This window comes from Sporosarcina sp. P18a (genome assembly GCF_002743135.1).
Lineage (GTDB): Bacteria > Bacillota > Bacilli > Bacillales_A > Planococcaceae > Sporosarcina.
The window spans coordinates 321,273-343,414 of the sequence record NZ_PDYQ01000002.1 but is presented as its reverse complement, the minus strand read 5'-3'; the positions used below and the strand labels follow the sequence as shown (position 1 = coordinate 343,414).

The window sequence follows — 22,142 nt, the reverse complement described above, 5'->3', positions numbered from 1 at the left end:
GTTTTGCTGGAATCCAGTGAAATAGGCTTTTTTCACATCATATATTCTGCTAGCTTTCTACTAAAATGAAGAGAAGGGGAGTACTACTTATGTCAAAGAAAAAGTTGCCGAAAACCAACGCAATTCGCATCATCGAAAGCGAGGAGATTCCCCATGAAATCCACAGCTATCAAACGGATGACGGTCAGAATGACGGGGTTTCCGTTGCGAATAAAACGAATGTATCGGTCTCTACCGTTTATAAAACGCTCGTTGCCATGGCGAGCAAAACAGACTTACTCGTCTTTATCATTCCTGTTTCGGATGAGCTAGACTTGAAAAAAGCAGCGAAAACGGCAGGCTTTAAAAAAGTCGAAATGCTACCTATGAAAGAATTGACAAAAGAAACGGGCTATGTCCGTGGCGGTTGTTCGCCAATCGGTATGAAACGTGAATTTCCGACATTCATTGACCAACAAGCTGAAACGCTCGACTATATGTATGTCAGTGCGGGCAAAGTCGGATTGCAAATGAAATTGTCACCACAAGACTTGGCACGGGTTGCAAAAGCACAATTTAGTGATCTCGTAAAGTAAGTACATAGCAACTTTCTTGATTTCTGTTACAATGAATCCATGAGGACACTGATATTTAGAAGAAAGAAGAATGTATATGCGTAATTTATTAGCTTGGCGATGGATATTTTTCATCGCGGGAATGATGATCATGTCGCTTGGTATCTCGTTGATGATTAAAGGTCAGCGGCTTGGGATTGCTCCGTGGGACGTGCTCCATCTCGGGTTGTATCAAAACTTCGGATTAACGATAGGATCATGGAGTATTATATCGGGTTTTGTTATCATTTCGGTGACATCGATTATTTTGAGGGAATGGCCGAGACTAGGTACATGGCTTAATATGTTGGTCATCGGATTATTTATCGACTTTTTCAACTGGCTTTTACCTGATGTGACTTCAATTACAGTGCAAATTATTTATTTCATCGCCGGTGTATTCGTCCTATCCTATGGGGTAGGAATATATGTATCACCGAATCTTGGGGCTGGACCTCGGGATAGCTTGATGCTGTTGTTTGTTGAAAAGTTTGGCTGGAGTCTTCGATTGGTACGGACCGCGATTGAAGCAATCGCCACACTTATCGGTTTCTTGCTTGGTGGACCTGTAGGGGTCGGTACATTGGTTGTCGTCCTATTCTCTGGTCAAATCATTCAAATTGCCTTACCACAATGTAAGAAAATATTATTGAAGATCACTCATCAAACGGACGAAAAAGTTTTATTACACTATTAAGGAGCATAAGCCTACTAGGCTGTGCTTTTTTTATTTACCTATACATATGATGAAATGAAGAAAGAAAGGATGGTCAATATATACGGACATATTACAGAATATATGGGAACGGCTTATACAGGACAAGGCGTGCAACATAAGTATGAAGAGTTGCTCACGGAGTCAAAAAAGACGATATTTTTGAAGTGTTTGCCTACGCATTCCTTATCGCAAGTGCTCAATGACTTGGTGGTCTATTTTGTCAACAAGGGCTTTAGTGTGGATCGATTCATGAATCCTGGACATGTGGATAAAACCGATGCGCTTTTCGTTAAAGGACTGGAACTTTTGATCTTGCAAGCATCCCATCCGGTTTCCTTCGAGCCGACAGATCTTGGCAACCGCCATAAAGTCTTTTGTTTTTATGACGTCTATCATCAAGATCAGCTACTCGGACGGCATGATGAGGTGAGTGCTTTGTTGAAAGAAGAGAAAACACGTTTTGGTCAGTCGTTGAATGAGTTAAAACGGGCAAAAGCGATTCATGATGAATGGGAAGCAGTGAATATCGCACGCATGGATTGGCCCCGCCACGAAGAGATTACGGAAGAATTAAAGCGAGAATTATTTGGAACGATTGAACTAACGAAATCAGCTCATATCTCGCATCGGATCGTCGGTTCATTATCATCTGGCAGCGCACATGATTTCATCCCGTCTATCACAAAACGTACAAAACGTCGCTATTTGATCAAGGGATTACCGGGCACAGGCAAGTCGACGATGATGCGGGCGTTAGGAGACGAAGCGCAGCGACGTGGGTTAGATGTGTTATACGGTTGGTGTGGATTGGATCCCGCAAGTATCGACTTAGTACTGTTTCCTGAGTTATCGGTGTGCCTGTTCGATTCGACACAACCTCATGCCTACGACGCGGAAAGTCCGCGCGATGAATTAGTGGATATTGTGCCGTTATGTGCAGAAGATGAAGAAGCCGAGAGACAAATCGATGATATACGACACCGTTATCAAACGGTAATTAGAGAAGCAGGAAGTCAGATGCAAATCGCGGTACAATCACAAAATAACGTAAGAATCCAAATGGATCGTGCATTAAACGTGGAAGTGTTTGAAAAGAAGTTGCAGGATTTATATGCCTTTATTAAAGCGTTTGAAGAGAAGTGATTTTGTATAAGACACAAAAAAACCGCAGAATTGCGGTTTTTTACGTGAAATCATGAATATAAAATGCTTCGTTATATAACCAGTCAAGTGCATCTTTATCGTTTGCAGCCCATCGTTTTTCCATGTCGGGTAGCATCCAAACCGTCTGGGAGGCATGTGCACGTAAGGCGGCAATCTTTTTATCTGCTACGTCAGGTGTATGATGCACAACATGCGGCTCACCAAGTTGGTTCAACGTGTCATTATCGAAGGCTTTCATGTACAGTACCGGTCGATTCGCTTCCGGCATGCGGCTCATCGCTTCAATAACAGCTACGCCCGTTGCGTTGTGGTCGGGGTGTACAGCAAGCGTTGGGTGGAATGAGATGACCAATGAAGGATGTAATTCATCAATGAGGTCAGTCATCATTTTAACCAGTTTTTCTGGATCTTCAAATTCTATCGTTTTGTCGCGCAGTCCCATCATGCGTAAATCTGTCAATCCCATCGCATCACACGCATCTAGCAACTCTTGTTTGCGGATTTGTGGTAGTGTTTCGCGGTTTGCGAAAGGAGGATTTCCTAGATTTCGGCCCATTTCGCCTAGTGTCAAGCAAGCATACGTAACGGGTACGCCCATTTCAATATATTGTGCAATCGTTCCAGCGATGCCGAATGATTCATCATCGGGATGAGGGAATACAACGAGTACGTGTCGTTCTTTTTGCAACATCAAAAAATCTCCTTTCTTAATAAGTAAATGGTGTTTCGCTAATTTCAAGCGCTACCGCTAGTTTTCCATCAGGTCCGAGTCCCGCCATCAGTAAACGATTATGTTCGTCAACTGTATAGTGCGTGATCCCTTGTGCGTAAATCCAACCACTCGGCAATTTCAAACCGATACGGTGTGGAGATTCGCCCGTCACCTTACCAAGTTCGTAGCGAATAATGACATTACGAATAAATGCGCCGGCATTAAAAAAACCTTCTTGAAAATGAGAAGCATACGATCCATTTGTCGTTTCTAAATGTATGTAGACATCTATATTGGCAAAGGAGTCCAGTAACTCCTGTAATTTTTTCACGTCAACCGTTTCCATACTCATCCTCCTAAATCTTGCAGGCATTCCGCTGCAATCTTTCTATTTAGTATTATATAGACATTGCAGTTTGAATGCGATTAGACGGCTTATAAGTCAGGAATACAGCTGACTTATAAGCATTCATTATACTTCCTGCAACTTTACTTGTGGCACGTCGAACTGATTTTTCGCGCCGTGCATGACAGGTCCTACATACTCATTAAGCTTCCAACCGTGCGCAATGGCTGCTGTCACAAACTGCTTCGCTTGAATGACTGCGTCTTTGATCGACAACCCGTTTGCCAAATTTGCTGTAATAGCAGCTGCAAATGTACAGCCCGCTCCGTGATTATGATAGGTATCGGATCTTTCTGATTTCAGTACCGTAAACGTCGAACCATCGTAAAACAAATCCACCGCTTCTTCATGATCGAGTTGTTTGCCGCCTTTAATCACGACATTACGAGCGCCGAGTTTATGAATTTTCTGCGCTGCCATTTTCATGTCATCTATTGTTTTCGGTGTTTTCATAGAAGCTAATTGTCCCGCTTCGAATAAATTTGGTGTGACGATTTCTGCTTTCGGTAGGAGATAGGTAATCATTGCATCCGTATTCCCAGGATTCAATACTTCATCCTCACCTTTACACACCATGACAGGGTCGATCACGACATGATCCAAACCAGATTCATCAATTGCCTGACCTGCCGTTCGAATGACTTCTTCCGTGCTCAACATGCCGGTTTTGATAGCATCAATTCCAGTAGATAACGCTGTTTTCAATTGGGCCTTTACGACATCAATCGGCAATGAGTAGACATTATGTGACCAATTCTGATCGGGATCCATCGTGACAATCACTGTCACTGCCGTCATACCGTACGTACCGTGCTCTTGAAAAGTCTTTAAATCCGCTTGAATTCCTGCACCGCCTGATGTATCCGATCCTGCAATCGTCAAGGTTTTCTTTAATGACATAATAACTCTCTCCTTCGCATCCTACATTTTGTTGTTATGTATAGTATACAACTAATTGTCGAAATACAAACAACTCAGGTATGATGAAAGTCTAGAAAGCTTGTAATACGTACAGATCTTGCCAATGAAACTTATTATTCGACAGAACGTATAAATAGAAACGGAGTGTTGGAACAAACGAGAGGATGTGAGCCATGAGTAAGCATGAATCGTCTAAAAGAGAGAAGAAGGAATGGACGGAAGCTAATGCCCAATCAGCTGTAACATTCGCTGGACGAAAAAAGACCAAACGTAAGCGAAGGGGAGGAATTCTCGAACTCGCTTTTACTTTATGGACTTCGTGGAGAAGAACATATATTTTAGTCATTGTACTATTAGTCACCGCACTTATTACCCTGCCAATAGCAGGCTTTTATTTAATGCAATTGGGCTCTACTTTTTCGGAACAAAAGACGGCATTTGTCGAGCGTGTCCAAGAGCTACAGGAACTGACAACGGCAGAAGCTTATTCGAAAGTGCTCATCAAACGCACTGACAATGAATTATTCGGTAAAAACATCGGAGTCAATTTTCCTGGGACGAAGCGGAATTTATTAGTAGTCATTCCAGGTTCTATCAAAGCCGGAATTGATCTTAGTGAAATCACCGAGCAAGATATGCGAGTGGATGAAGACGAAAAGCGTATTGAGCTGACAATACCGAAAGCTGATTTTCTCGGTGGTGCAGAACTGTACTTCGATAAAGTAGAAGTCTATTCTGTAGAAGGGTTATTCCGCGGAAAAGCAGATATTAAAGAAGGCTATGAACTAGCGAATGAAGCCAAAACGTTAATAATGGAAGAGGCATCCGAACAAGGTGTCCTAGAATCCGCAGAGCAAAATGCAGTAAAAACGCTAAAAGACATGTTTTCATTTGCAGGCTATCAACTAGATATTGAATTTAAGGAGTGATGCATATGGTAGCAGAGTTTCGTAATGATTGGGATCACATACTAAAAGATGAATTCGATAAAACATATTATCAGGAATTGCGTACTTTTCTTCGCGAAGAATACACAAATCACATCATCTATCCGCAAATGTCTGATATGTGGACAGCTTTTAAATTGACGCCTTTTCAGGACGTCAAAGTCGTGATTTTGGGCCAAGATCCGTATCATGGGCCAAAACAAGCTCATGGTATGAGTTTTTCTGTCCAGCCTGGCGTGAAAGTGCCACCGAGTTTACGTAATATCTTCAAAGAACTATCATCAGATATTGGAATTGATGCCCCGACTGAAGGAACGTTGACAGGGTGGGCTGAACAAGGTGTATTATTATTGAATACTGTACTCACTGTGCGCGAAGGGGCAGCCGCTTCGCATCGTGGGAAAGGTTGGGAACTCTTTACGGACGAAGTCATTCGTAAACTGTCGATGCGCAGTGCACCAATCGTTTTCATTTTATGGGGAAGACATGCGCAGGAAAAAACGGCATTGATCAACCGCAGACGCCATGCAATTATCGAATCGCCTCATCCGAGTCCATTTAGTGCATCCAGAGGATTCTTTGGCAGTAAGCCGTTTACTAAAGCGAATGAGTATTTACGCGAGTGGGGAGAAGAGCCGATAGATTGGGCGAAAACGACCAAGTGATGAATGAGAAAGGATGTGTAACGATGGCAGTCAATTGCTTCGACTGTATCTTCTTTTATACGACTTGGGATCCCGCAAGTCCGCGGGGCTGCAAGGCATATGGATTCAAGACGAAAATGTTACCATCTATAGTGGTAAAGCGCTCCTCTGGTATGGAGTGTATGAAATTTGAACCGAAAAAGGGGATGAAAATGCGATGATCACAGCTGCACAAATGCTCGGAGAAATGGAGCGACAAGTCCGCTTGGCGAAACAAACACAGGATGAAGCAGCACGAAGAGAAGCGATCTATGCTGTGCGAACATTATGTAATTTGATGCTTGGTGATGAAAGGCCATCTGTACCGTCCATCCCGCATGCTATACAAACGAGCACTGTACATGCGACGCCAATTACGTCGCTGAACGAGCAACCATTGCGTGAAGAGGATGCCAATGGAGAGTCGCTGTTTGACTTCTGATAGCACCAAAAATCGTTCAAACACCTGTCATTTTATATGTTTCAATATGGTAGACTGGAAACAGGATATACAACATTCGTTAGAAAGAAGGAATCATTATGCCGTTTTTCATTATCGCAGGAGCTATTAATGCCGCGATTGCAGTTGGATTTGGGGCATTTGGTGCACACGCATTGAAAGATCGCCTTTCCGAACATTACTTAGCCGTCTGGGAAACCGCGGTACACTATCAGATGTTCCATGCGATTGCATTACTCGCAATTGGTATTTTGATGAGCGACACATTGCTTGGACCATCGACGCAACTATTATGGGCAGGCTATTTAATTCTGGCGGGTATCGTTATTTTCTCTGGAAGCCTGTATGTACTCAGCTTATCTGGAATCGGAATACTTGGCGCCATCACGCCGATTGGTGGCGTTGCATTCATCGTAGGGTGGATGATGTTGATCATTGCTGCAGTGAAATTTGGAAGGTAACATAGGAAAACCGCTCACGCATGAGCGGTTTTTTCTTATGGCGTTTGGTTGAAGTAATTTACTTCCTCTGGGAACTCCGCATAATCGAAGTAGATCATAGGGAATAAATAACGTCGTCCTGTCTTGGCTTCACTGAGGATGACGTGATCGCGTCCTGCAGCTTCTACCATACCCGTGATCGCTTTTGTGTTCTTGCCTGCTTCTACCGCATGTTCGAATGAAAAATGAAAGACACCGGGTTTTCCTCTGTTAAGCCGTAAAATATTCTCGATGTACGACTGCTCTCTAAAAGGCGGTGTTGGTACGTTCCCCTGTACATTTGTTTGTGGTGGGACCATTTGTTGCTGGGCATAGCCGGGATTCCAATAATATTGAACCATTTCAACATCCTCTCCAGATCTGTTAGTTTTACTCGCGGGCAGTCTTGTAGGGCGAGGGAAGTGTGCGTTGCGTGTTGATGGAGTCTGTGTGAGACGGGCAAGCGCTTTTATTCCCTCTTGTTTGTCGCGGTGACAGCTAAAGCAAAACCCCCTTGGTTGTATCTTATGTAGGAGGGGGAGTGGGTATGAATGAAGTTTTTGGAGAGGGAAGTTCGGGGTTGGGGGAATGCACCGTTGCGCTACGTTCCAGGCGGACGCGTTCGGGAGGGCCCGCGGTAAGCCAACCAGGTCGCTTTGCTTCCTTTTGGTTGTCTTACCTGTCGGGCTGATCCTCCCCGAGTCGCCGCCTTTAGTGCAAAGATATGCTCCTAACGCTTCGCTTTTACTCGCAAAAGCCGTCCTTCGTAACGGCTCTCACTTCGCTTCACTACTGTCTCTTTCTGGAGTTGGAGAGTGAAATTCAAGACCCTATGTTGCGCGTAAATTTAACTAAGTTAGAAGCCAACAATAATTCACTTGCTGATTACAGTGACAGTTCTAAGTAACACTACTATCTATGTAGGATTGAAGCGGAAGCTGGGGCGACTCCGGGAGGATCAGCGTGCGCCTTGAGACCCCGCAGGGAGCGAAGCGGACGAGGAGGCTCAAGCCACGCCCTCCGGAAAGCGTCCCCAGCTGGAGCTTCAATCCCGAACCACTAGCCCTATTTCCCTCTTTCTTCGCAACAAAAAAGCCGCGAAGTGTTTCATTCGCGGCTTGGATCTAACCTATTATACTTCGAAAAATGCTTCGCGCTTGTCTGCGTCTAAAATTGTACCGACGAAGAATGAGCCGAATACGCCGTAGCGCGCGCTGACCTCGTCAAAACGCATTTCATAGATGAGTTTTTTGAACTGTAACACGTCATCGGAGAACAGCGTGACGCCCCACTCGTAATCATCAAAGCCGACGGAGCCGGAAATGATTTGCTTCACTTTACCTGCATAACCGCGGCCGATCATGCCGTGGCTGCGCATTAAACTTTTGCGGTGGTCCATGTCGAGCATGTACCAGTTATCTTCGCCTTCGCGCTTCTTATCCATTGGATAGAAACAAACGTATTGGCTACGAGGTAGTTCAGGATACAGACGTCCGCGTACATGCGGATTCTGATATGGATCTTCGTCAGATTCACCTGCTAGGTAGTTCGATAACTCCACTACCGATATATAGGAATACGCTGGGATTGTGTAATCCGCAATGATTAACTTATTGAATTCTGCTTCCAACTGCTGAAGTTCATCCATTGTAGGACGTAATGTCATTAGCATGAAGTCTGCCTTTTGACCAACGACTGTATAAAATGCATGACTACCTGTTTTAGCATCATCCGCTTCTTGTATACGCTCCAAAAAAGTTAGGAATTCATTGACTGCTGCCTGACGCTCTTCTTTTGAAATCAATTTCCAAGAAGCCCAGTCCATCGTGCGAAAATCGTGAAGTACATACCAACCGTCTAATGTAATAGCTGCTTCGTTCACTTGAATTCAGTCTCCTTTTAAAATAAAGTAGTTTCTCTATCAAGTGTATCATAAACAGTCTTTACTCGTTAAGGAATAAGGTTAGACCCACAATAGACATTACAAAAATGAATATTTAATGGGCAGTTATCTGAAAACTTCAGAATTCTTAGTGTATTAATGGGGCTTTTCAGGTATGATAAATAGGAAAATATAACAAGGGTGGGAATTACACATGGCAGATCTTTTTGAAGGTATTCGTAAGACATTGGAAGGTAAAGGAAAGACGATTGTATTGCCTGAAGGAGAGGACATAAGAATAATAGAAGCGGCTGTTCATCTTCAACAAGAGGGAATTATTACACCAGTTTTATTAGGTAATGAAGAAGCGGTAAATAAAGTAGCAAAAGATGGTGGTTTTGATATTTCTGAAATTAAGTTGATTGATCCTGCAAACGCTTCCTATTTTGAAGAACTGGCGGAGAAATTCGTTGAGCGTCGTGGAGGAAAAGCTACAATCGAGCAAGCGCGCGAGCAATTGAAAGATGTAAACTATTTCGGAACTATGCTAATCTATACAGGACGTGTAGACGGTTTGGTGAGTGGGGCTGCACATTCGACGGCGGATACAGTTCGTCCCGCATTGCAAATCATCAAGACGAAGCGTGGCATTTCAAAAACGAGCGGTGCTTTCATTATGATGAAAGAAGAAGAGCGTCTAATTTTTGCGGACTGTGCCATTACTGTGAATCCTTCAGCCAAAGAGTTAGCTGAAATCGCTGTGGAAAGTACGAAAACTGCAAAAGCATTCGGAATTGATCCACGCGTTGCGATGCTTTCATTCTCTACTAAAGGTTCTGCTGTGACAGAAGAGACGAAAAAAGTGGTGGAAGCGGCTAGAATTGCTAAAGAATTGGCACCTGACCTATTGATTGACGGAGAATTCCAATTTGATGCAGCGTATGTACCAAGTGTAGCAGCGAAAAAAGCTCCAGAATCCGTCATCAAAGGCGATGCAAACGTCTTTATTTTCCCGACATTGGACGCTGGAAACATCGGCTACAAATTGACAGAACGTCTAGGTGGATACGAAGCAATTGGTCCGATTCTTCAAGGCTTGAATGGTCCCGTCAACGACTTGTCACGCGGCTGTTCTGCAGAAGATGTCTATAAACTTTCTATCATCACAGCAGCCCAGAGCTTATAATGACAGGCTCGTAGTTTGTGAACCGTCTACATATAATCCAGATCAATCACTATAGGAGAGCTAGACATGTCACAAGATAAACATTTACTGAATCAACCAGCTTGGCGTTTCATCGACGAATCGATTTCAGCACGCAATCGTTCTGCGCTCGAATCCTTCGCCATGGATGATACGTTATGCCAATTAGTTGGACAGCAACAAAGTGTACCGGTTGTTAGGACATGGGTACATGATAAGACGATCGTGTTAGGTATTCAAGATCATCGAATGCCATTTATTCAACAAGCGATGGAAGGAATAGAGCAGCATGGCTATCAGTCGATCGTTCGCAATTCGGGAGGGCTTGCAGTCGTCTTAGATGAAGGGATAGTAAATATTTCCTTAATCTTCTCTGAACAAAAGTCTTCAATTGACATTCCGATAGGCTACGAAGCGATGGTATCACTAGTTCAGCTATTATTTCCTGAGCTTGGCGAACGGATAGAAGCCTATGAAATTGTCGGATCTTATTGTCCTGGATCATATGATTTAAGTGTCGATGGCAAGAAATTCGCTGGGGTTTCACAGCGTCGTTTGCGTCAAGGAGTCGCTGTGCAAGTATATTTATGCGTTGAAGGCAGTGGTTCCGAGCGCGCAGAGTTAATTCGTGAAGTCTATGAGAAGGGCTTACAGGGCCAACAGACGAAATTCAGTTATCCTGTAATTCAACCTAACACAATGGCATCATTATCGGAAATTCTGGACACGCATTTGACGGTCAATGAAGTGGTTATTCGCTTGCAAATATTATTGCGCTCATTGACAGAAGATGTGCGTCACGATGGGTTAACAGACGAGGAAATGGAATTGTACGGATTCTATTTGCGACGTGTCTTTGAACGCAATCAAAAGATGTTATCATAGTACGAAAAAAAGCTGCCAATCAGTTCTTGATTGGCGGCTCTTTTGATGTGACTAGATTACCATTTGGCTCCATTTTAAACAACGGTGCAACATGCTCGCTTTCTTCATTTAAAGCGATTAATCGACGTGCACGATTCATGATTTGGACGAATTGCTCATAGTCTTCTTTCAACGTTTTATTCTCTTTTTTCAGATCTTCAATTTGCATTTCTAGCGATTTCATTTGTTCCGTCGCTGTTTTTGCCGTTTGTCTCCATCGAAGTGCATCCGTATCCGCACCGCCGTTATGATGCATGCGAATCAAATAGGCAATGACCGTGTCGAGGGATAGGGCTGATAATGGAACCTGGATTCTTTCCTGGCCATCTGCGCCTGTCTCGGGGCTGTACATTTGTTGATTGCGTCTTTTAAAATCTGTACCTAGCACACGTAACGTTTGCTTTCTTTCTTTCTTCGCTTCAGAGAGTTCACTCTCATAGTCTCTTCGCACAACTGCATTCCATCTGAACCCACAAGCTGCTGCTGTTCGGTTCAGGGCGTCACCTACTTCTTCAAATGCACCTAGCTGTGTACTTCCTTCTCTTACATGTCGTAGCACCGTCTCTGCCAATAATTCATCGTCTTGTTCTAACCAAGCGTCTTGTCTAACTTTCACCATCTCCATGCCTCCTGTCTTGTACTCTCTTTCTACTGCCATTATGACCACGGGATGAGTCTTTTATTCAGAGAGTTACAAAATTCTATGAAGATGGTAATAAAATGGGCGGGTTTTTAGGTGAGTGGGAGTTAAGTAAAGTAAGTGGGGTGAGGCTGGCAGGGGATTGGGGTGGGAATTTGCGCTACGGAGGGGACGCTTTCCTGAGGGCCCGCGGCAAGCCAACCAGTCGCTAGTGCAAAAGCCGTTCTTCGTTACGGCTCTTCCCGATGGATCAGCCCGATCAGGTGAGACAATTAAGAGAGCGTAGCGAACAGTTGGCTCACCGCGGGCCCATGGGAAAGCGTCCCCCAACTGGAGCTTCCGTCCCCAAGTAGACACTAAGTCCTTCACGTTTATAAACACGTTCCATCATCATCCGTTTAAAATCCGTCAAAGAGTACTATGTCACGTCACGTCGATTTTTGTTATACTAGAACGAATGAAGGATGAGGTGACGACATGGCGTACCAAAACGAAAAACTGCCCGAAGAGAAAGTGTTTAAAGACCCTGTACACAGCTACATACATGTCCGGGATCGCGTAATATGGGACCTAGTCAACACACGCGAATTCCAGCGCTTGCGCAGAATTCGCCAGCTTGGCACTACTTACCTAGTGTTCCACGGTGCAGAACACAGCCGCTTCCAGCACTCGCTTGGTGTCTATGAAATTGTCCGACGAATTCTCGATGACGGCTTCAGAGGGCGTGAAGAATGGAATGAAGAGCAACGACTCGTCGCCCTTTGTGCAGCATTATTGCATGATCTGGGACATGGTCCGTTTTCCCACGCATTTGAAAAAGTATTCAATTTGGATCACGAACTATTCACCCAGCAAATTTTATTGGAACAGACAGAAGTCCATGAAGTGCTGCGTCGTGTGTCGCCAGATTTCCCACAAAAAGTGGCAGATGTGATCGACAAAACGTATCCAGACAAACTGGTCGTCAGCTTGATCTCCAGCCAAATCGATGCAGACCGTATGGATTATCTTCAACGCGATGCATATTACACAGGCGTTTCCTACGGCCATTTCGACATGGAACGGATTTTGCGTGTCATGCGTCCGACTGAAGACCAAGTAGTCATCAAGCATAGCGGCATGCACGCGGTGGAAGACTATATCATGAGCCGCTATCAGATGTACTGGCAAGTGTATTTCCACCCCGTGTCGCGAAGTGCGGAAGTAATTCTTATTAAAATTTTACACAGAGCGAAATATTTATTTGAAACAGGGTATGCATTTAAGCAAGAACCCCTGCATTTCATTTCGTTCTTCGCTCAAGAGTTCAAATTGAAAGAGTACATAGCTCTTGATGAGGGCGTGTTATTAACATATTTCCAACTGTGGATGGAAGAAGATGACTCGATTTTAGCGGATTTATGCGATCGCTTCGTTAACAGACGGCTGTTTCAATATGCCGAGTTCGATCCTGCAGTGCAATATATGAAATTCGGTGAACTGATTACATTGTTTAAAGAAGCAGGGCTCGATCCTGAATATTATTTAGTGACGGATTCTTCATCTGACTTACCTTACGACTTTTACCGTCCAGGTGAAGAGAATGAGCGTGTGCCGATTTATTTACAACTAGAAAATGGCGATTTGCGTGAACTGTCGCGGCTGTCCGATGTGGTTGAAGCAATATCCGGAAAACGCAGAACAGATCATAAAATTTATTATCCTGAAGACTTGTTAGTAGATGGAAACCCGTTGCATGAGAAGATTTTGGAATTGTTAAGAGGTTAAGAGAGGGGTTGCGGGACTTGCTGCAAGAGCATGCAAAAATCGTTCAGTTTATATCGTTGGCGAATGAAGTAAATGGCCGTAAGAAAATGCAGAAGATGGTTTATATATTAAAGAAAATGAATTTCCCGTTTGCTGAGAAATACGAGCTCCATATGTATGGCCCTTATTCGGAAGAACTGACATTGCGAGTGGAAGAATTATGTGAAATGGGCTTTTTGGCTGAACGTTTTGAGGACAAGGGTTCGTATAAGCAATATTGCTATCAAGTAACGGATGAAGGATCGAAATTCCTTACGACAGCAGAAGCACCGAAAGAACAGTTGCCAAAATGTATCGAGCGATTGAATGAGAAGTCGTCACGCTTTTTGGAATTGGTCTCAACATTGCTGTTTTTCGATCAGCTCGACAAAGAGGACCAAATTGCTAAAGTGCGTATCGTGAAAAACAAATTGAACTTTACTGATCAGGAAATGGATCAAGCTTTTGCCTTCATCGAAGAGATGCAAACGAGTTCAGTCAGCTAAATGGATCAAGTAAAAAGGATTCTCACGATGAGAATCCTTTTGCTGATTTTACTGATCACTCATACGTTTTCCATTTTTAAAAAGATGGTTTTTTGGCATTTCTTCAATGAAAACTGTTACGCTGTCAGTAGTAGCACCAGTCGTTTCCACAACAGCTTGCGTAACTTTTTCACAGAGTGCCCGTTTTTGGTCGTCAGTGCGTCCTTCAAGCATTTTTACTGTGACGTATGGCATTTAGTTTCCTCCTTAGCAGAAAATTCAGGTATAGTACATATAATAACAGAGACGGAGGTCGATTTATATGGCAAATGAGCAAAATTCAAAACCAAAGTTAGGCTTTACGATAATAAAAAATGACCCAACAGATGGACATAAAGGGTTCGGCATAGGTTCGTTGTCGTTGGAAAACATTTCGCCTGTGATCATCGATGTAGAAGCGGGCACAGCACAAGTGGAAATGGGGGCTATGCATGCCCGTAGCGATACGGAACGGGGAATCAAATTTACCACAGACCGCAAAGATTCTGAAGGTGGCAAACCATACTGGCTCGTTTGGGTGACCATTGATTACCGTGAAGAAGGTCCGTATTACGCAGGTATCACAGCTTGCGAAATGATCGTCAACCGTGAGAAGAGACGTGGCTACAAGTTACTGGCAGACCACGTCAACCGTATGGACAAATCCATGAAGAGACAAATTATCGTAGACGAAATGGACGATCGTTCGAAAAAAATTCTTAAGGACTTTCTGAAATCACATAACGCAGAACTTTGGGAACGTAGTACACCTGAATTACACGAAGGTTTGCGCACAGAGTAAGACGTCCAACGGCATACGTAAAAAGTACAATTTTCGTCAAATGCGTCAAAAATGTGACAATTTGCATTACGTACTCTTTGAGGTTGAATGTCTGCAACAAAGGAAGTAAACTAAACATACAGCTTTGCGCTGTAATCTAGGACACCCGCTATGTAGATGATCGTTTGATGAAACCACAAACCCAAGCAGTGCAGATTCACTCGATTACTACATAACGGTCGAAAAAGCCTCGTTCTCCGCGGATACGGAGAACGAGGCTTTTTTAATGTGGATTTGAGCAATGAAATCTACTTCCAGTGCTTATAGTTTGTGGATACTAGCTCTGTGCTGGCGTGCGAATGCTCATATTCTGTCGTTAAGCGCTCTATGCAAACGTCCAAGCGCTCTATCACGCACGTCAGCCGCTCAATCACTACAGTTTCCCGCTCTATCACTCAAAAAACGAAAACGGGAATAACTCCATTTTAGAATTTTCCTCTTCTCCCGAATGTTGTTCTCTCAACGAGCGATCCGTGCATAACTTCTTCGGTACATCTTTATCCTTCACATAGATCAGTCGTTGCTTTGCGCAATCATTGACCGCAATCCCGCCAGTTTCGATATCCACAATGACGCCTTGTACGCCTGAAGGGGGAAGGAAGGGTTGTGGGGCTGTTCCTTCATGCGCCGCTTCCATGAAATCGATCCAGACTTTTTTTGAAACTGTTTTATCCTCCAAATTCTCTAGTTGCTTGCCACGGTCAAAGCCTGTCCAGATGCCTGCAGTTAATGTGGGCGAGAATCCAATCAAATACTGATCCGATATCGTTGTTCCGGACTTCGCTGCATAAGGTCGTGTTTGTTTCGGTCGCATTGACAAGCCTGTAGAAGTTAAATAATCATTGAAAACAGGGTCGAACATTCCTGTCATCAAATGCGTTAGCACAAATGCGTCTTGTTCCGACATGGCTTGCTTTGGTTTCTTGGAAGGGTGCTCATAGACCAGTTTTCCGTTCGCATCCGTAATCGATAGAATCATTTGGGGTTCGACTTGTTTACCTTTTGACGCAATACGATTATACGCTGTCGTCATCTCGAATAATGTCACATCGGATGTTCCAAGCGCGACTGCTGGGGATTCGGGAAACGAGACATCGATGCCTAGTCGCTGCGCCATTTTTGTGTACGGCTTGTAACCAACTTGCTCAAGCGTTTTGACTGCATAAATATTATCTGAAATGGCAATCGCCTGTGCCAATGAAATCGGCTTCACCGCAAACTCCCCGTTAATATTGCTTGGCTCATATGTCGAACGTCCGTCATCATACGTAAACACTGTCTTTTCAGCTGTCATGAATGTTAACGGATTCATACCTTTTTCTAGCGCTGCTGCATAGAGGATGGGCTTCATCGCAGATCCCGGCTGACGTTTCGCTTGAGTTACTCGATTGAAGGAGCTGTCGCCAAAATCCACTCCGCCTATCATCGACGTCACGAACCCCGTGTCTGCAGCCATGGAAATAAATCCGACTTGCAGGTCATTTGCGGGCATAGCTTGTTTAATTGCTTGTTCCGCTGCTTGTTGGTGCTGTTGATTCAACGTCGTTCGAATTTGCCAGCCACCTTCTGCAGGTACACGTCCTTTTGAAGCGAGGATGTCTTCAGCCTCTTGCCACGCAGCATCCAAAAAGTACGGTGCCACTTGCTTCATATCTTTCCAACTCTCTGTCTTCAGTACGATCCTCTCTTCTACCGCGCGTTCCTTTTGCTCGGCTGAAATATACTCGTACTGCTCCATTTGATCGAGCACGAGTAGTTGGCGGTTGCGTGAATTCTCGGGATTATCAAGGGGTGAATAAATAGAAGGGCCTTTTGCAATCGCCGCAATCGTAGCCGCTTCTTCCAATGTCAGCTCTTTCGCCGCTTTTGAGAAATAAAATCGGCTCGCCGCTTCGACCCCGTACATTCCATGACCGAAGTATACGGTATTTAAATAACCTTCCAAAATCGTATCCTTGTCATAGAAAACTTCCAGTCGATAAGCAAACAACGCCTCATGGAGTTTTCGTGTCCAAGACTTTTCGTGCGTCAAATACAGATTCCGCGCATATTGCATGGTAATCGTACTCGCTCCTTGTGCCTTACTCATCGTTTTGACGTCCTTCAGAACTGCACCCGCAATCCGTTTATAATCAAATCCATTATGCGAATAAAATTGTTTATCTTCAGTTGCCACGAAAGCATCCGTAAGAAAAGGGGATATATCGGACAGCTTCATCCAGTAACGTCTATGTTGCGAAAAGTGATCCCCGATCTGATGCCCGCTATGATCGAGGAACAATGAAGCCTTTGGTACGCTCAATGAAGGGGCACCAAGTACTTGAGCATATATTCGAAGGGCGATTAAGACCGTCACGATCGCGGCTATCGACGTGATCGACAGGGATAATACAACCATTTTCATTTTTTTACGATTGGTGGATTTTATATAGTCGGTACGTTTCATTACTCATCACATCCCGTTCCATTCAGTATCTTTTGACAGTATGGGACGGTTATGGACGGATTAAACGGACTGTAGGAAAAGTTTAGACGTGTAACATTGAAACTGGTACCAGAAGAAGTGTATAATGAGTGAATCTATTTACTTAAGGCGGTGAACGAATGGAAGCGCCAAAATTGAAAGTTCAGCTCCGTTCCGTTATTCAACATCCAGACCAGCAAGCGGAAACGCATACGATGCAGGCGACTGGAGAGATCATTGAGAAAAAAGGGCAGGCCTACTTATTGTTTGAAGAACGGACAGAAGGAATGCCAGCAGTCCGAACGACCGTGAAATTACATGCCGAAGATGCCTTCATCATGCGTAAAGGCGGTGTGCAGATGCGCTTACCGTTCAGGCAAGACGATGTCCGTTTTGGCACGTACGGTAATGGTCCTGCCGTTATGGATTTGGCTGTTTATACCAATCAACTGGAGTGGGTACCTGGACGTTTTACGGTAGCGTACGACTTACATTCAGACGAAAGTTTATTAGGGAAATACCATTTGACAATAACCTACTCGGAGGTAACACAATGAATGCAGTAGAGCAGATCCAACATGAAATTAAAGAAGCATTGCACGAAGCGATTGAGAAAGCACAACTAGTCGAAGGTGCAGCTATTCCGGAAATTAAACTGGAATCACCAAGAAGTAAAGAGAACGGCGATTATGCAGCGAATATCGCTATGCAGTTGACAAAACTAGCGAAAAAGCCACCGCGTGCAATCGCGGAAAGTATCTTGGAGCATCTTGATACGACAAACACGGCAATCGCCTCCATTGAAATTGCAGGACCCGGTTTCCTCAATATCCGTTTGAAAACAGATAGTCTCGGAGATATCGTGAAATCTGTCCTTGACCAAGGGGCAGACTACGGACGTTCCGACAGTGGACAGCAACAGAAGATCCAAGTTGAATTCGTTTCAGCGAACCCAACAGGCGACTTGCACTTAGGACACGCACGCGGGGCATCACTTGGTGATTCATTATGTAATATTCTTGACAAAGCAGGCTATGACGTAGCGCGGGAATACTACATCAATGATGCGGGTAATCAAATAAATAACTTAGCGTTATCGATTGACGTTCGTTATTTCGAAGCACTTGGATTAGAAAAAGAAATGCCAGAAGACGGCTATCGCGGTGCAGATATCATCGCTATCGCAAAAGGCCTCGTTGAACAATATGGAGACAAGTATGTCAATGTTCCAGAAGAAGAGCGACTTGCATTTTTCCGTGAACACGGCTTGAATATCGAATTGGATAAACTAAAGAAAGATTTAACGGACTTCCGTGTTCATTTCGATAACTGGTTTTCGGAAACATCCCTATATAACAACGGCAAGATCGAAATCGCACTCCAAAAACTTCGTGAAAATGGCCATGTCTATGAAGAAGACGGCGCGACTTGGTTCCGCTCCACTACATTTGGTGACGATAAAGACCGTGTATTGATCAAGCAAGACGGTTCATTCACGTACTTAACACCGGACATTGCCTATCACCAAGACAAGCTGAGTCGTGGATTTGATAAACTGATCAATATTTGGGGAGCAGACCACCACGGGTATATTCCACGTATGAAAGCAGCAATCCAGGCGCTAGGTTATGACCGCGATACGCTCGAAGTAGAAGTGGCGCAAATGGTTCAGCTCTATAAAGACGGAGAAAAATTCAAAATGAGCAAGCGCACAGGAAAAGCGGTCACATTGCGTGAACTTGTAGAAGAAGTCGGACTAGACGCTGTACGGTATTTCTTTGCGATGCGCTCAGGAGACGCACAAATGGACTTCGATTTAGATTTGGCGGTATCCAAATCCAATGAAAACCCTGTCTATTACGCACAATACGCGCACGCACGTATCTGTTCAATCCTACGTCAGGCAAAAGAACAGAACGTGGAAGCGTCAACGAAAAACGTCACGCTGTTGCAAGATGAGAAAGAATTGGAGCTACTGAAGAAGCTTGGAGATTTCCCGAGACTTATCAGCGACTCAGCTCGCATGCGCGCACCGCACCGCGTGACAACTTATATTCAAGAACTCGCAGCTACATTCCATAGTTTCTACAATGCGAATAAAGTGCTCGACCCGGAAAATAAAGACCTGTCCGAGGCGCGTTTGGCTTTGATCACAGCAACTAAAACGACGATCGCGAACGCGTTGAAATTAGTTGGCGTTGAAGCACCGGAAAGAATGTAATATATCGAAAACGGCCAAGCAGATTATTTACTGCTTGGCTTTTTATGTCTTTGGAAGTACTGCCTGTCAAAGTTTCATCAAATGCAACGAAATATCCCAATAGCGCGATCTTCAAGCAGTTCGGCGCGGTTACACATCATAATAGCGCGGATCACTCAACGATTAGCGCGGTTACATAGAGTAATTGCGCGGTGTTAAACACGAAATGCGCGGTCTATTCCAGTTTTAGCGCGGTTCAACCTACCACCACAAGAACAGGTAGGAAGTGGGGATGACTTTTGAAAGATCAGCACCGCCCTGTACAACCCTCACTATTACCGCTATAATAAAGCATAATTACATATCTTCTAAAAGGTTCTCAATACTAGAGATGAAAAGTGAAATCGGTTCAAATCCGATGCGGTCCCGCCACTGTACGTGCTATGCACAAGCCAGGTCACCTGCCTTTTTAGAAAATGAAGTTCCGCAGCAACCTACGAGGATAGGTGTAATGGAAGAAGTCACGTCCTGATTTCATCCCACCTAATCCTTCGAATGATCGAAGGATTTTTTCGTGTCTGCGACTTGCGTAATGCAACACACATATTAAAGGAGGAGCACACATGAAGAAGTTTTTACAACTACTGCTGACAGCAATGCTCGCGGTACTACTACTCGCAGCATGTGGAAGCGATAGTGCAAAAGAAGAAACACCAGCAAATGAAAATCAAGCTGGCGAAGAAACGAAAACAGAACAAGCATCAACGGATACAACGAGTTATCCATACACTCTGACAGATGCGATTGGCAAAGAAGTTACATTTGAAAAAGTGCCAGAAACTGTCATTTCATTACTTCCAAGCAACACGGAAATATTATTCGGGATTGGTGCAGGGGATAAAGTCATCGCAGTAACAGAAAACGATGACTATCCTGAAGAAGTAACGGAGCTTGATACAGTAGGGGATTTTACGGTCAACATAGAAAAAGTGATTTCATTGCAACCGGAAGCGGTGTTCGCACATGAAATGATGTTGGGTTCGAATGAAGAAGGATTGAATCAGATTCGTGACGCAGGCATCCCTGTGATCGTTATACAGAATGCAGGAACATTTGAAGAGACATATGAAACGATTGAATTGATTGGTAAAGTTATGGACAAAAATGTGGAAGCGAATCAAATCGTTGAAGATATGAAAACGAAAGTCGCTGATATCGAAAAGAAAGCAGCGGACATTACGGACAAGAAGCGCGTGTTTATTGAAAACTCCGATGCACCTGAAATTTACACGGCAGGAAAAGGAACTTTCCCACAACAGTTTTTGGATATGATCAATGCTGAAAACATCGTGACAGAAGAAGGTTGGATTATGATCAGTCCTGAAACGATTGTAGATGAAAATCCGGATGTAATTTTGGCAATATATAGCTATGTTCCAAACGTTGTAGAAAATATTAAGACGCGTGACGGGTTTGATGCAGTTACTGCGATCAAAGAAGATCGAGTCATTCAACTGGATGAAGATATTACAAGCCGTACAGGTCCGCGTTTGGCTGACGGATTAGAATCGTTTGCGAAAGCAGTCTATCCTGAGGTATTCGGTGAATAAAACTGCGCTCGCCTATGTCGTGTCGATTGCCACGCTCCTTGTGGCAATCTGGCTCGGCGTATCGATCGGTACAGTGAAAATACCAATAGAGACGCTATGGAATCAATCGGATGCGACCGCGAGTAATATTTTGTGGAAGATCCGTATGCCACGTGTGTTGCTGGCCGGAATTGTCGGTGCCTCACTGGCTATATCAGGAGCCGCGTTCCAAGGGCTTTTGAAAAACCCGTTAGCTGATCCTTACACCCTCGGAGTGTCATCCGGTGCCTCTGTCGGCGCCGTGATCACACTCTTTTTTGGTATATCGCTGCCGGTTCTTGGCGCGTTCACCTTACCTGTATTTAGTATGATGGGTGCCGCAATCACGATGTTTTTAGTGATCGGTTTTGCTCGAATGGTCGACCGGTCGATGAAAATGGAGACGATCATTTTAACAGGAATCATTTTTGGTTCATTTCTTGGCTCTGTGCTGTCGCTGATGATCGCGTTAACGCAAGAAGAACTTCGTCAGATCGTCGGTTGGCTGCTTGGTAGCGTATCGATGCGCGGCTGGAATTATATTCTGATGGTCCTGCCGTTTTTTATCATCGGCACATTTATGCTATGGCTTAATCGCCGTGAATTGAACGCTTTATTATTCGGTGAAGAACGCGCGCATCATCTTGGAGTCAATGTCAAACAGCGTAAATTGATGATTTTGCTTGGTGGTTCGGTATTAACTGGTTCCGCTGTTGCCGTATCTGGGACAATCGGCTTCGTTGGCCTAGTGGTCCCGCATATGACACGTATGTTATGGGGCTCTGATCACCGTCACGTATTGCCGTTATCATTATGTAACGGTGCTTCATTATTGATTATTTGCGATCTCATAGCACGAACGATTATTTCACCGGCTGAATTACCGGTCGGTGTCATTACCGCATTCATTGGCGCTCCGGTGTTTGCCTATATCTTTTACAAACAACGTAGAAAAGGAGCGATGTGA

The 22,142-nt window shown here is 44.2% G+C and carries 25 protein-coding genes and 1 riboswitch; of the genes, 17 read left to right on the top strand and 8 right to left on the bottom strand.

Annotated elements, in window-relative coordinates:
- The first annotated feature begins 89 nt into the window (after positions 1 to 89).
- The 3 genes from ybaK (at position 90) to CSV75_RS09145 (ending at position 2,454) form a co-directional block, all read left to right on the top strand.
- Positions 90 to 575, top strand: coding sequence for a Cys-tRNA(Pro) deacylase (ybaK, locus tag CSV75_RS09155; protein WP_099675595.1), 486 nt, complete (start codon positions 90 to 92; stop codon positions 573 to 575).
- Positions 576 to 651: 76 nt separating this feature from the next.
- Positions 652 to 1,290, top strand: a complete 639-nt coding sequence (locus CSV75_RS09150) for a YczE/YyaS/YitT family protein (protein WP_099675594.1) — start codon at positions 652 to 654, stop codon at positions 1,288 to 1,290.
- Between the two features lie 54 nt (positions 1,291 to 1,344).
- Positions 1,345 to 2,454 carry a hypothetical protein gene (locus CSV75_RS09145; RefSeq protein WP_144034776.1) on the top strand — a complete coding sequence of 370 codons (1,110 nt, stop codon included), beginning with the start codon at positions 1,345 to 1,347 and terminating at the stop codon, positions 2,452 to 2,454.
- 40 nt (positions 2,455 to 2,494) lie between these two features.
- On the opposite strand, the gene bshB2 is transcribed toward CSV75_RS09145, so the two are convergent.
- The 3 genes from bshB2 to thiD all read right to left on the bottom strand — a co-directional run bounded on the left by bshB2 (position 2,495) and on the right by thiD (position 4,493).
- Positions 2,495 to 3,169, bottom strand: a complete 675-nt coding sequence (gene bshB2 / locus CSV75_RS09140) for a bacillithiol biosynthesis deacetylase BshB2 (protein WP_099675592.1) — start codon at positions 3,167 to 3,169, stop codon at positions 2,495 to 2,497.
- A 13-nt stretch (positions 3,170 to 3,182) separates the two neighbouring features.
- Positions 3,183 to 3,533 carry a YojF family protein gene (locus CSV75_RS09135; protein ID WP_099675591.1) on the bottom strand — a complete coding sequence of 117 codons (351 nt, stop codon included), beginning with the start codon at positions 3,531 to 3,533 and terminating at the stop codon, positions 3,183 to 3,185.
- Positions 3,534 to 3,659: 126 nt separating this feature from the next.
- Positions 3,660 to 4,493 (bottom strand): bifunctional hydroxymethylpyrimidine kinase/phosphomethylpyrimidine kinase, encoded by an 834-nt coding sequence (thiD, locus tag CSV75_RS09130; protein WP_099675590.1) that lies wholly within the window; start codon positions 4,491 to 4,493, stop codon positions 3,660 to 3,662.
- Positions 4,494 to 4,687: 194 nt separating this feature from the next.
- Here thiD and CSV75_RS09125 point away from each other — a divergent pair, with 194 nt between their 5' ends.
- The 5 genes from CSV75_RS09125 to CSV75_RS09105 all read left to right on the top strand — a co-directional run bounded on the left by CSV75_RS09125 (position 4,688) and on the right by CSV75_RS09105 (position 7,065).
- On the top strand, positions 4,688 to 5,443 hold the full coding sequence (locus CSV75_RS09125; RefSeq protein ID WP_099675589.1) for a DUF4230 domain-containing protein: 756 nt from the start codon (positions 4,688 to 4,690) through the stop codon (positions 5,441 to 5,443).
- Entirely contained in the window at positions 5,443 to 6,126 is a 684-nt protein-coding gene (locus CSV75_RS09120; RefSeq protein ID WP_369825360.1) for a uracil-DNA glycosylase, read from the top strand. The genes CSV75_RS09125 and CSV75_RS09120 overlap by 1 nt, the downstream gene beginning before the upstream one ends.
- Before the next feature lie 23 nt (positions 6,127 to 6,149).
- A complete protein-coding gene (locus CSV75_RS16570) occupies positions 6,150 to 6,326 on the top strand; it encodes a uracil-DNA glycosylase (RefSeq protein ID WP_083034898.1) in 177 nt (58 codons plus the stop codon).
- Positions 6,323 to 6,586, top strand: a complete 264-nt coding sequence (locus tag CSV75_RS09110) for a YwdI family protein (protein WP_099637575.1) — start codon at positions 6,323 to 6,325, stop codon at positions 6,584 to 6,586. Before CSV75_RS16570 ends, CSV75_RS09110 begins: the two co-directional genes overlap by 4 nt.
- A 98-nt stretch (positions 6,587 to 6,684) precedes the next feature.
- On the top strand, positions 6,685 to 7,065 hold the full coding sequence (locus CSV75_RS09105; protein WP_099675588.1) for a DUF423 domain-containing protein: 381 nt from the start codon (positions 6,685 to 6,687) through the stop codon (positions 7,063 to 7,065).
- A 35-nt stretch (positions 7,066 to 7,100) separates the two neighbouring features.
- On the opposite strand, the gene gerQ is transcribed toward CSV75_RS09105, so the two are convergent.
- Both gerQ and hemQ read right to left on the bottom strand, forming a co-directional pair.
- Complete coding sequence (gerQ, locus tag CSV75_RS09100) at positions 7,101 to 7,445, bottom strand: spore coat protein GerQ (RefSeq protein ID WP_099631205.1); 345 nt, start codon at positions 7,443 to 7,445, stop codon at positions 7,101 to 7,103.
- Between the two features lie 770 nt (positions 7,446 to 8,215).
- The gene (gene hemQ / locus CSV75_RS09095; protein WP_099631207.1) at positions 8,216 to 8,965 is read right to left on the bottom strand and encodes a hydrogen peroxide-dependent heme synthase; all 750 of its coding nucleotides are present in this window, start codon (positions 8,963 to 8,965) and stop codon (positions 8,216 to 8,218) included.
- 214 nt (positions 8,966 to 9,179) lie between these two features.
- Between hemQ and pta the strand changes: the two genes are divergently transcribed.
- Entirely contained in the window at positions 9,180 to 10,151 is a 972-nt protein-coding gene (gene pta / locus CSV75_RS09090) for a phosphate acetyltransferase (protein ID WP_099675587.1), read from the top strand.
- A gap of 66 nt (positions 10,152 to 10,217) precedes the next feature.
- The gene (lipL, locus tag CSV75_RS09085) at positions 10,218 to 11,054 is read left to right on the top strand and encodes an octanoyl-[GcvH]:protein N-octanoyltransferase (protein WP_099675586.1); all 837 of its coding nucleotides are present in this window, start codon (positions 10,218 to 10,220) and stop codon (positions 11,052 to 11,054) included.
- A 19-nt stretch (positions 11,055 to 11,073) separates the two neighbouring features.
- Here lipL and CSV75_RS09080 read toward each other — a convergent pair whose 3' ends face one another.
- The gene (locus CSV75_RS09080; protein ID WP_099675585.1) at positions 11,074 to 11,712 is read right to left on the bottom strand and encodes an RsfA family transcriptional regulator; all 639 of its coding nucleotides are present in this window, start codon (positions 11,710 to 11,712) and stop codon (positions 11,074 to 11,076) included.
- A gap of 498 nt (positions 11,713 to 12,210) precedes the next feature.
- Here CSV75_RS09080 and CSV75_RS09075 point away from each other — a divergent pair, with 498 nt between their 5' ends.
- Together CSV75_RS09075 and CSV75_RS09070 are read left to right on the top strand one after the other, a co-directional pair.
- Positions 12,211 to 13,500, top strand: coding sequence for an HD domain-containing protein (locus CSV75_RS09075; protein ID WP_099675584.1), 1,290 nt, complete (start codon positions 12,211 to 12,213; stop codon positions 13,498 to 13,500).
- A gap of 17 nt (positions 13,501 to 13,517) precedes the next feature.
- Positions 13,518 to 14,024 carry a YwgA family protein gene (locus CSV75_RS09070; RefSeq protein WP_099675583.1) on the top strand — a complete coding sequence of 169 codons (507 nt, stop codon included), beginning with the start codon at positions 13,518 to 13,520 and terminating at the stop codon, positions 14,022 to 14,024.
- Between the two features lie 48 nt (positions 14,025 to 14,072).
- Here the strand turns inward: CSV75_RS09070 and CSV75_RS09065 are convergent, their stop codons facing one another.
- Positions 14,073 to 14,258, bottom strand: a complete 186-nt coding sequence (locus CSV75_RS09065) for a 2-hydroxymuconate tautomerase (RefSeq protein WP_099631212.1) — start codon at positions 14,256 to 14,258, stop codon at positions 14,073 to 14,075.
- Between the two features lie 67 nt (positions 14,259 to 14,325).
- Here CSV75_RS09065 and CSV75_RS09060 point away from each other — a divergent pair, with 67 nt between their 5' ends.
- Entirely contained in the window at positions 14,326 to 14,844 is a 519-nt protein-coding gene (locus tag CSV75_RS09060) for a YwhD family protein (RefSeq protein WP_099672292.1), read from the top strand.
- A 430-nt stretch (positions 14,845 to 15,274) separates the two neighbouring features.
- Here the strand turns inward: CSV75_RS09060 and CSV75_RS09055 are convergent, their stop codons facing one another.
- Positions 15,275 to 17,329, bottom strand: coding sequence for a transglycosylase domain-containing protein (locus CSV75_RS09055; protein WP_099675582.1), 2,055 nt, complete (start codon positions 17,327 to 17,329; stop codon positions 15,275 to 15,277).
- 158 nt (positions 17,330 to 17,487) lie between these two features.
- Here CSV75_RS09055 and CSV75_RS09050 point away from each other — a divergent pair, with 158 nt between their 5' ends.
- The 4 genes from CSV75_RS09050 to CSV75_RS09035 all read left to right on the top strand — a co-directional run bounded on the left by CSV75_RS09050 (position 17,488) and on the right by CSV75_RS09035 (position 22,142).
- Positions 17,488 to 17,904: a YwiB family protein gene (locus CSV75_RS09050; protein ID WP_099631215.1), complete on the top strand. Its 417-nt coding sequence runs from the start codon at positions 17,488 to 17,490 to the stop codon at positions 17,902 to 17,904.
- Positions 17,901 to 19,568, top strand: a complete 1,668-nt coding sequence (argS, locus tag CSV75_RS09045; RefSeq protein ID WP_099675581.1) for an arginine--tRNA ligase — start codon at positions 17,901 to 17,903, stop codon at positions 19,566 to 19,568. The genes CSV75_RS09050 and argS overlap by 4 nt, the downstream gene beginning before the upstream one ends.
- 335 nt (positions 19,569 to 19,903) lie before the next feature.
- Positions 19,904 to 20,030, top strand: a riboswitch (cobalamin riboswitch).
- Between the two features lie 140 nt (positions 20,031 to 20,170).
- On the top strand, positions 20,171 to 21,157 hold the full coding sequence (locus CSV75_RS09040) for an ABC transporter substrate-binding protein (protein WP_099675580.1): 987 nt from the start codon (positions 20,171 to 20,173) through the stop codon (positions 21,155 to 21,157).
- Complete coding sequence (locus CSV75_RS09035; RefSeq protein ID WP_099675579.1) at positions 21,150 to 22,142, top strand: FecCD family ABC transporter permease; 993 nt, start codon at positions 21,150 to 21,152, stop codon at positions 22,140 to 22,142. Before CSV75_RS09040 ends, CSV75_RS09035 begins: the two co-directional genes overlap by 8 nt.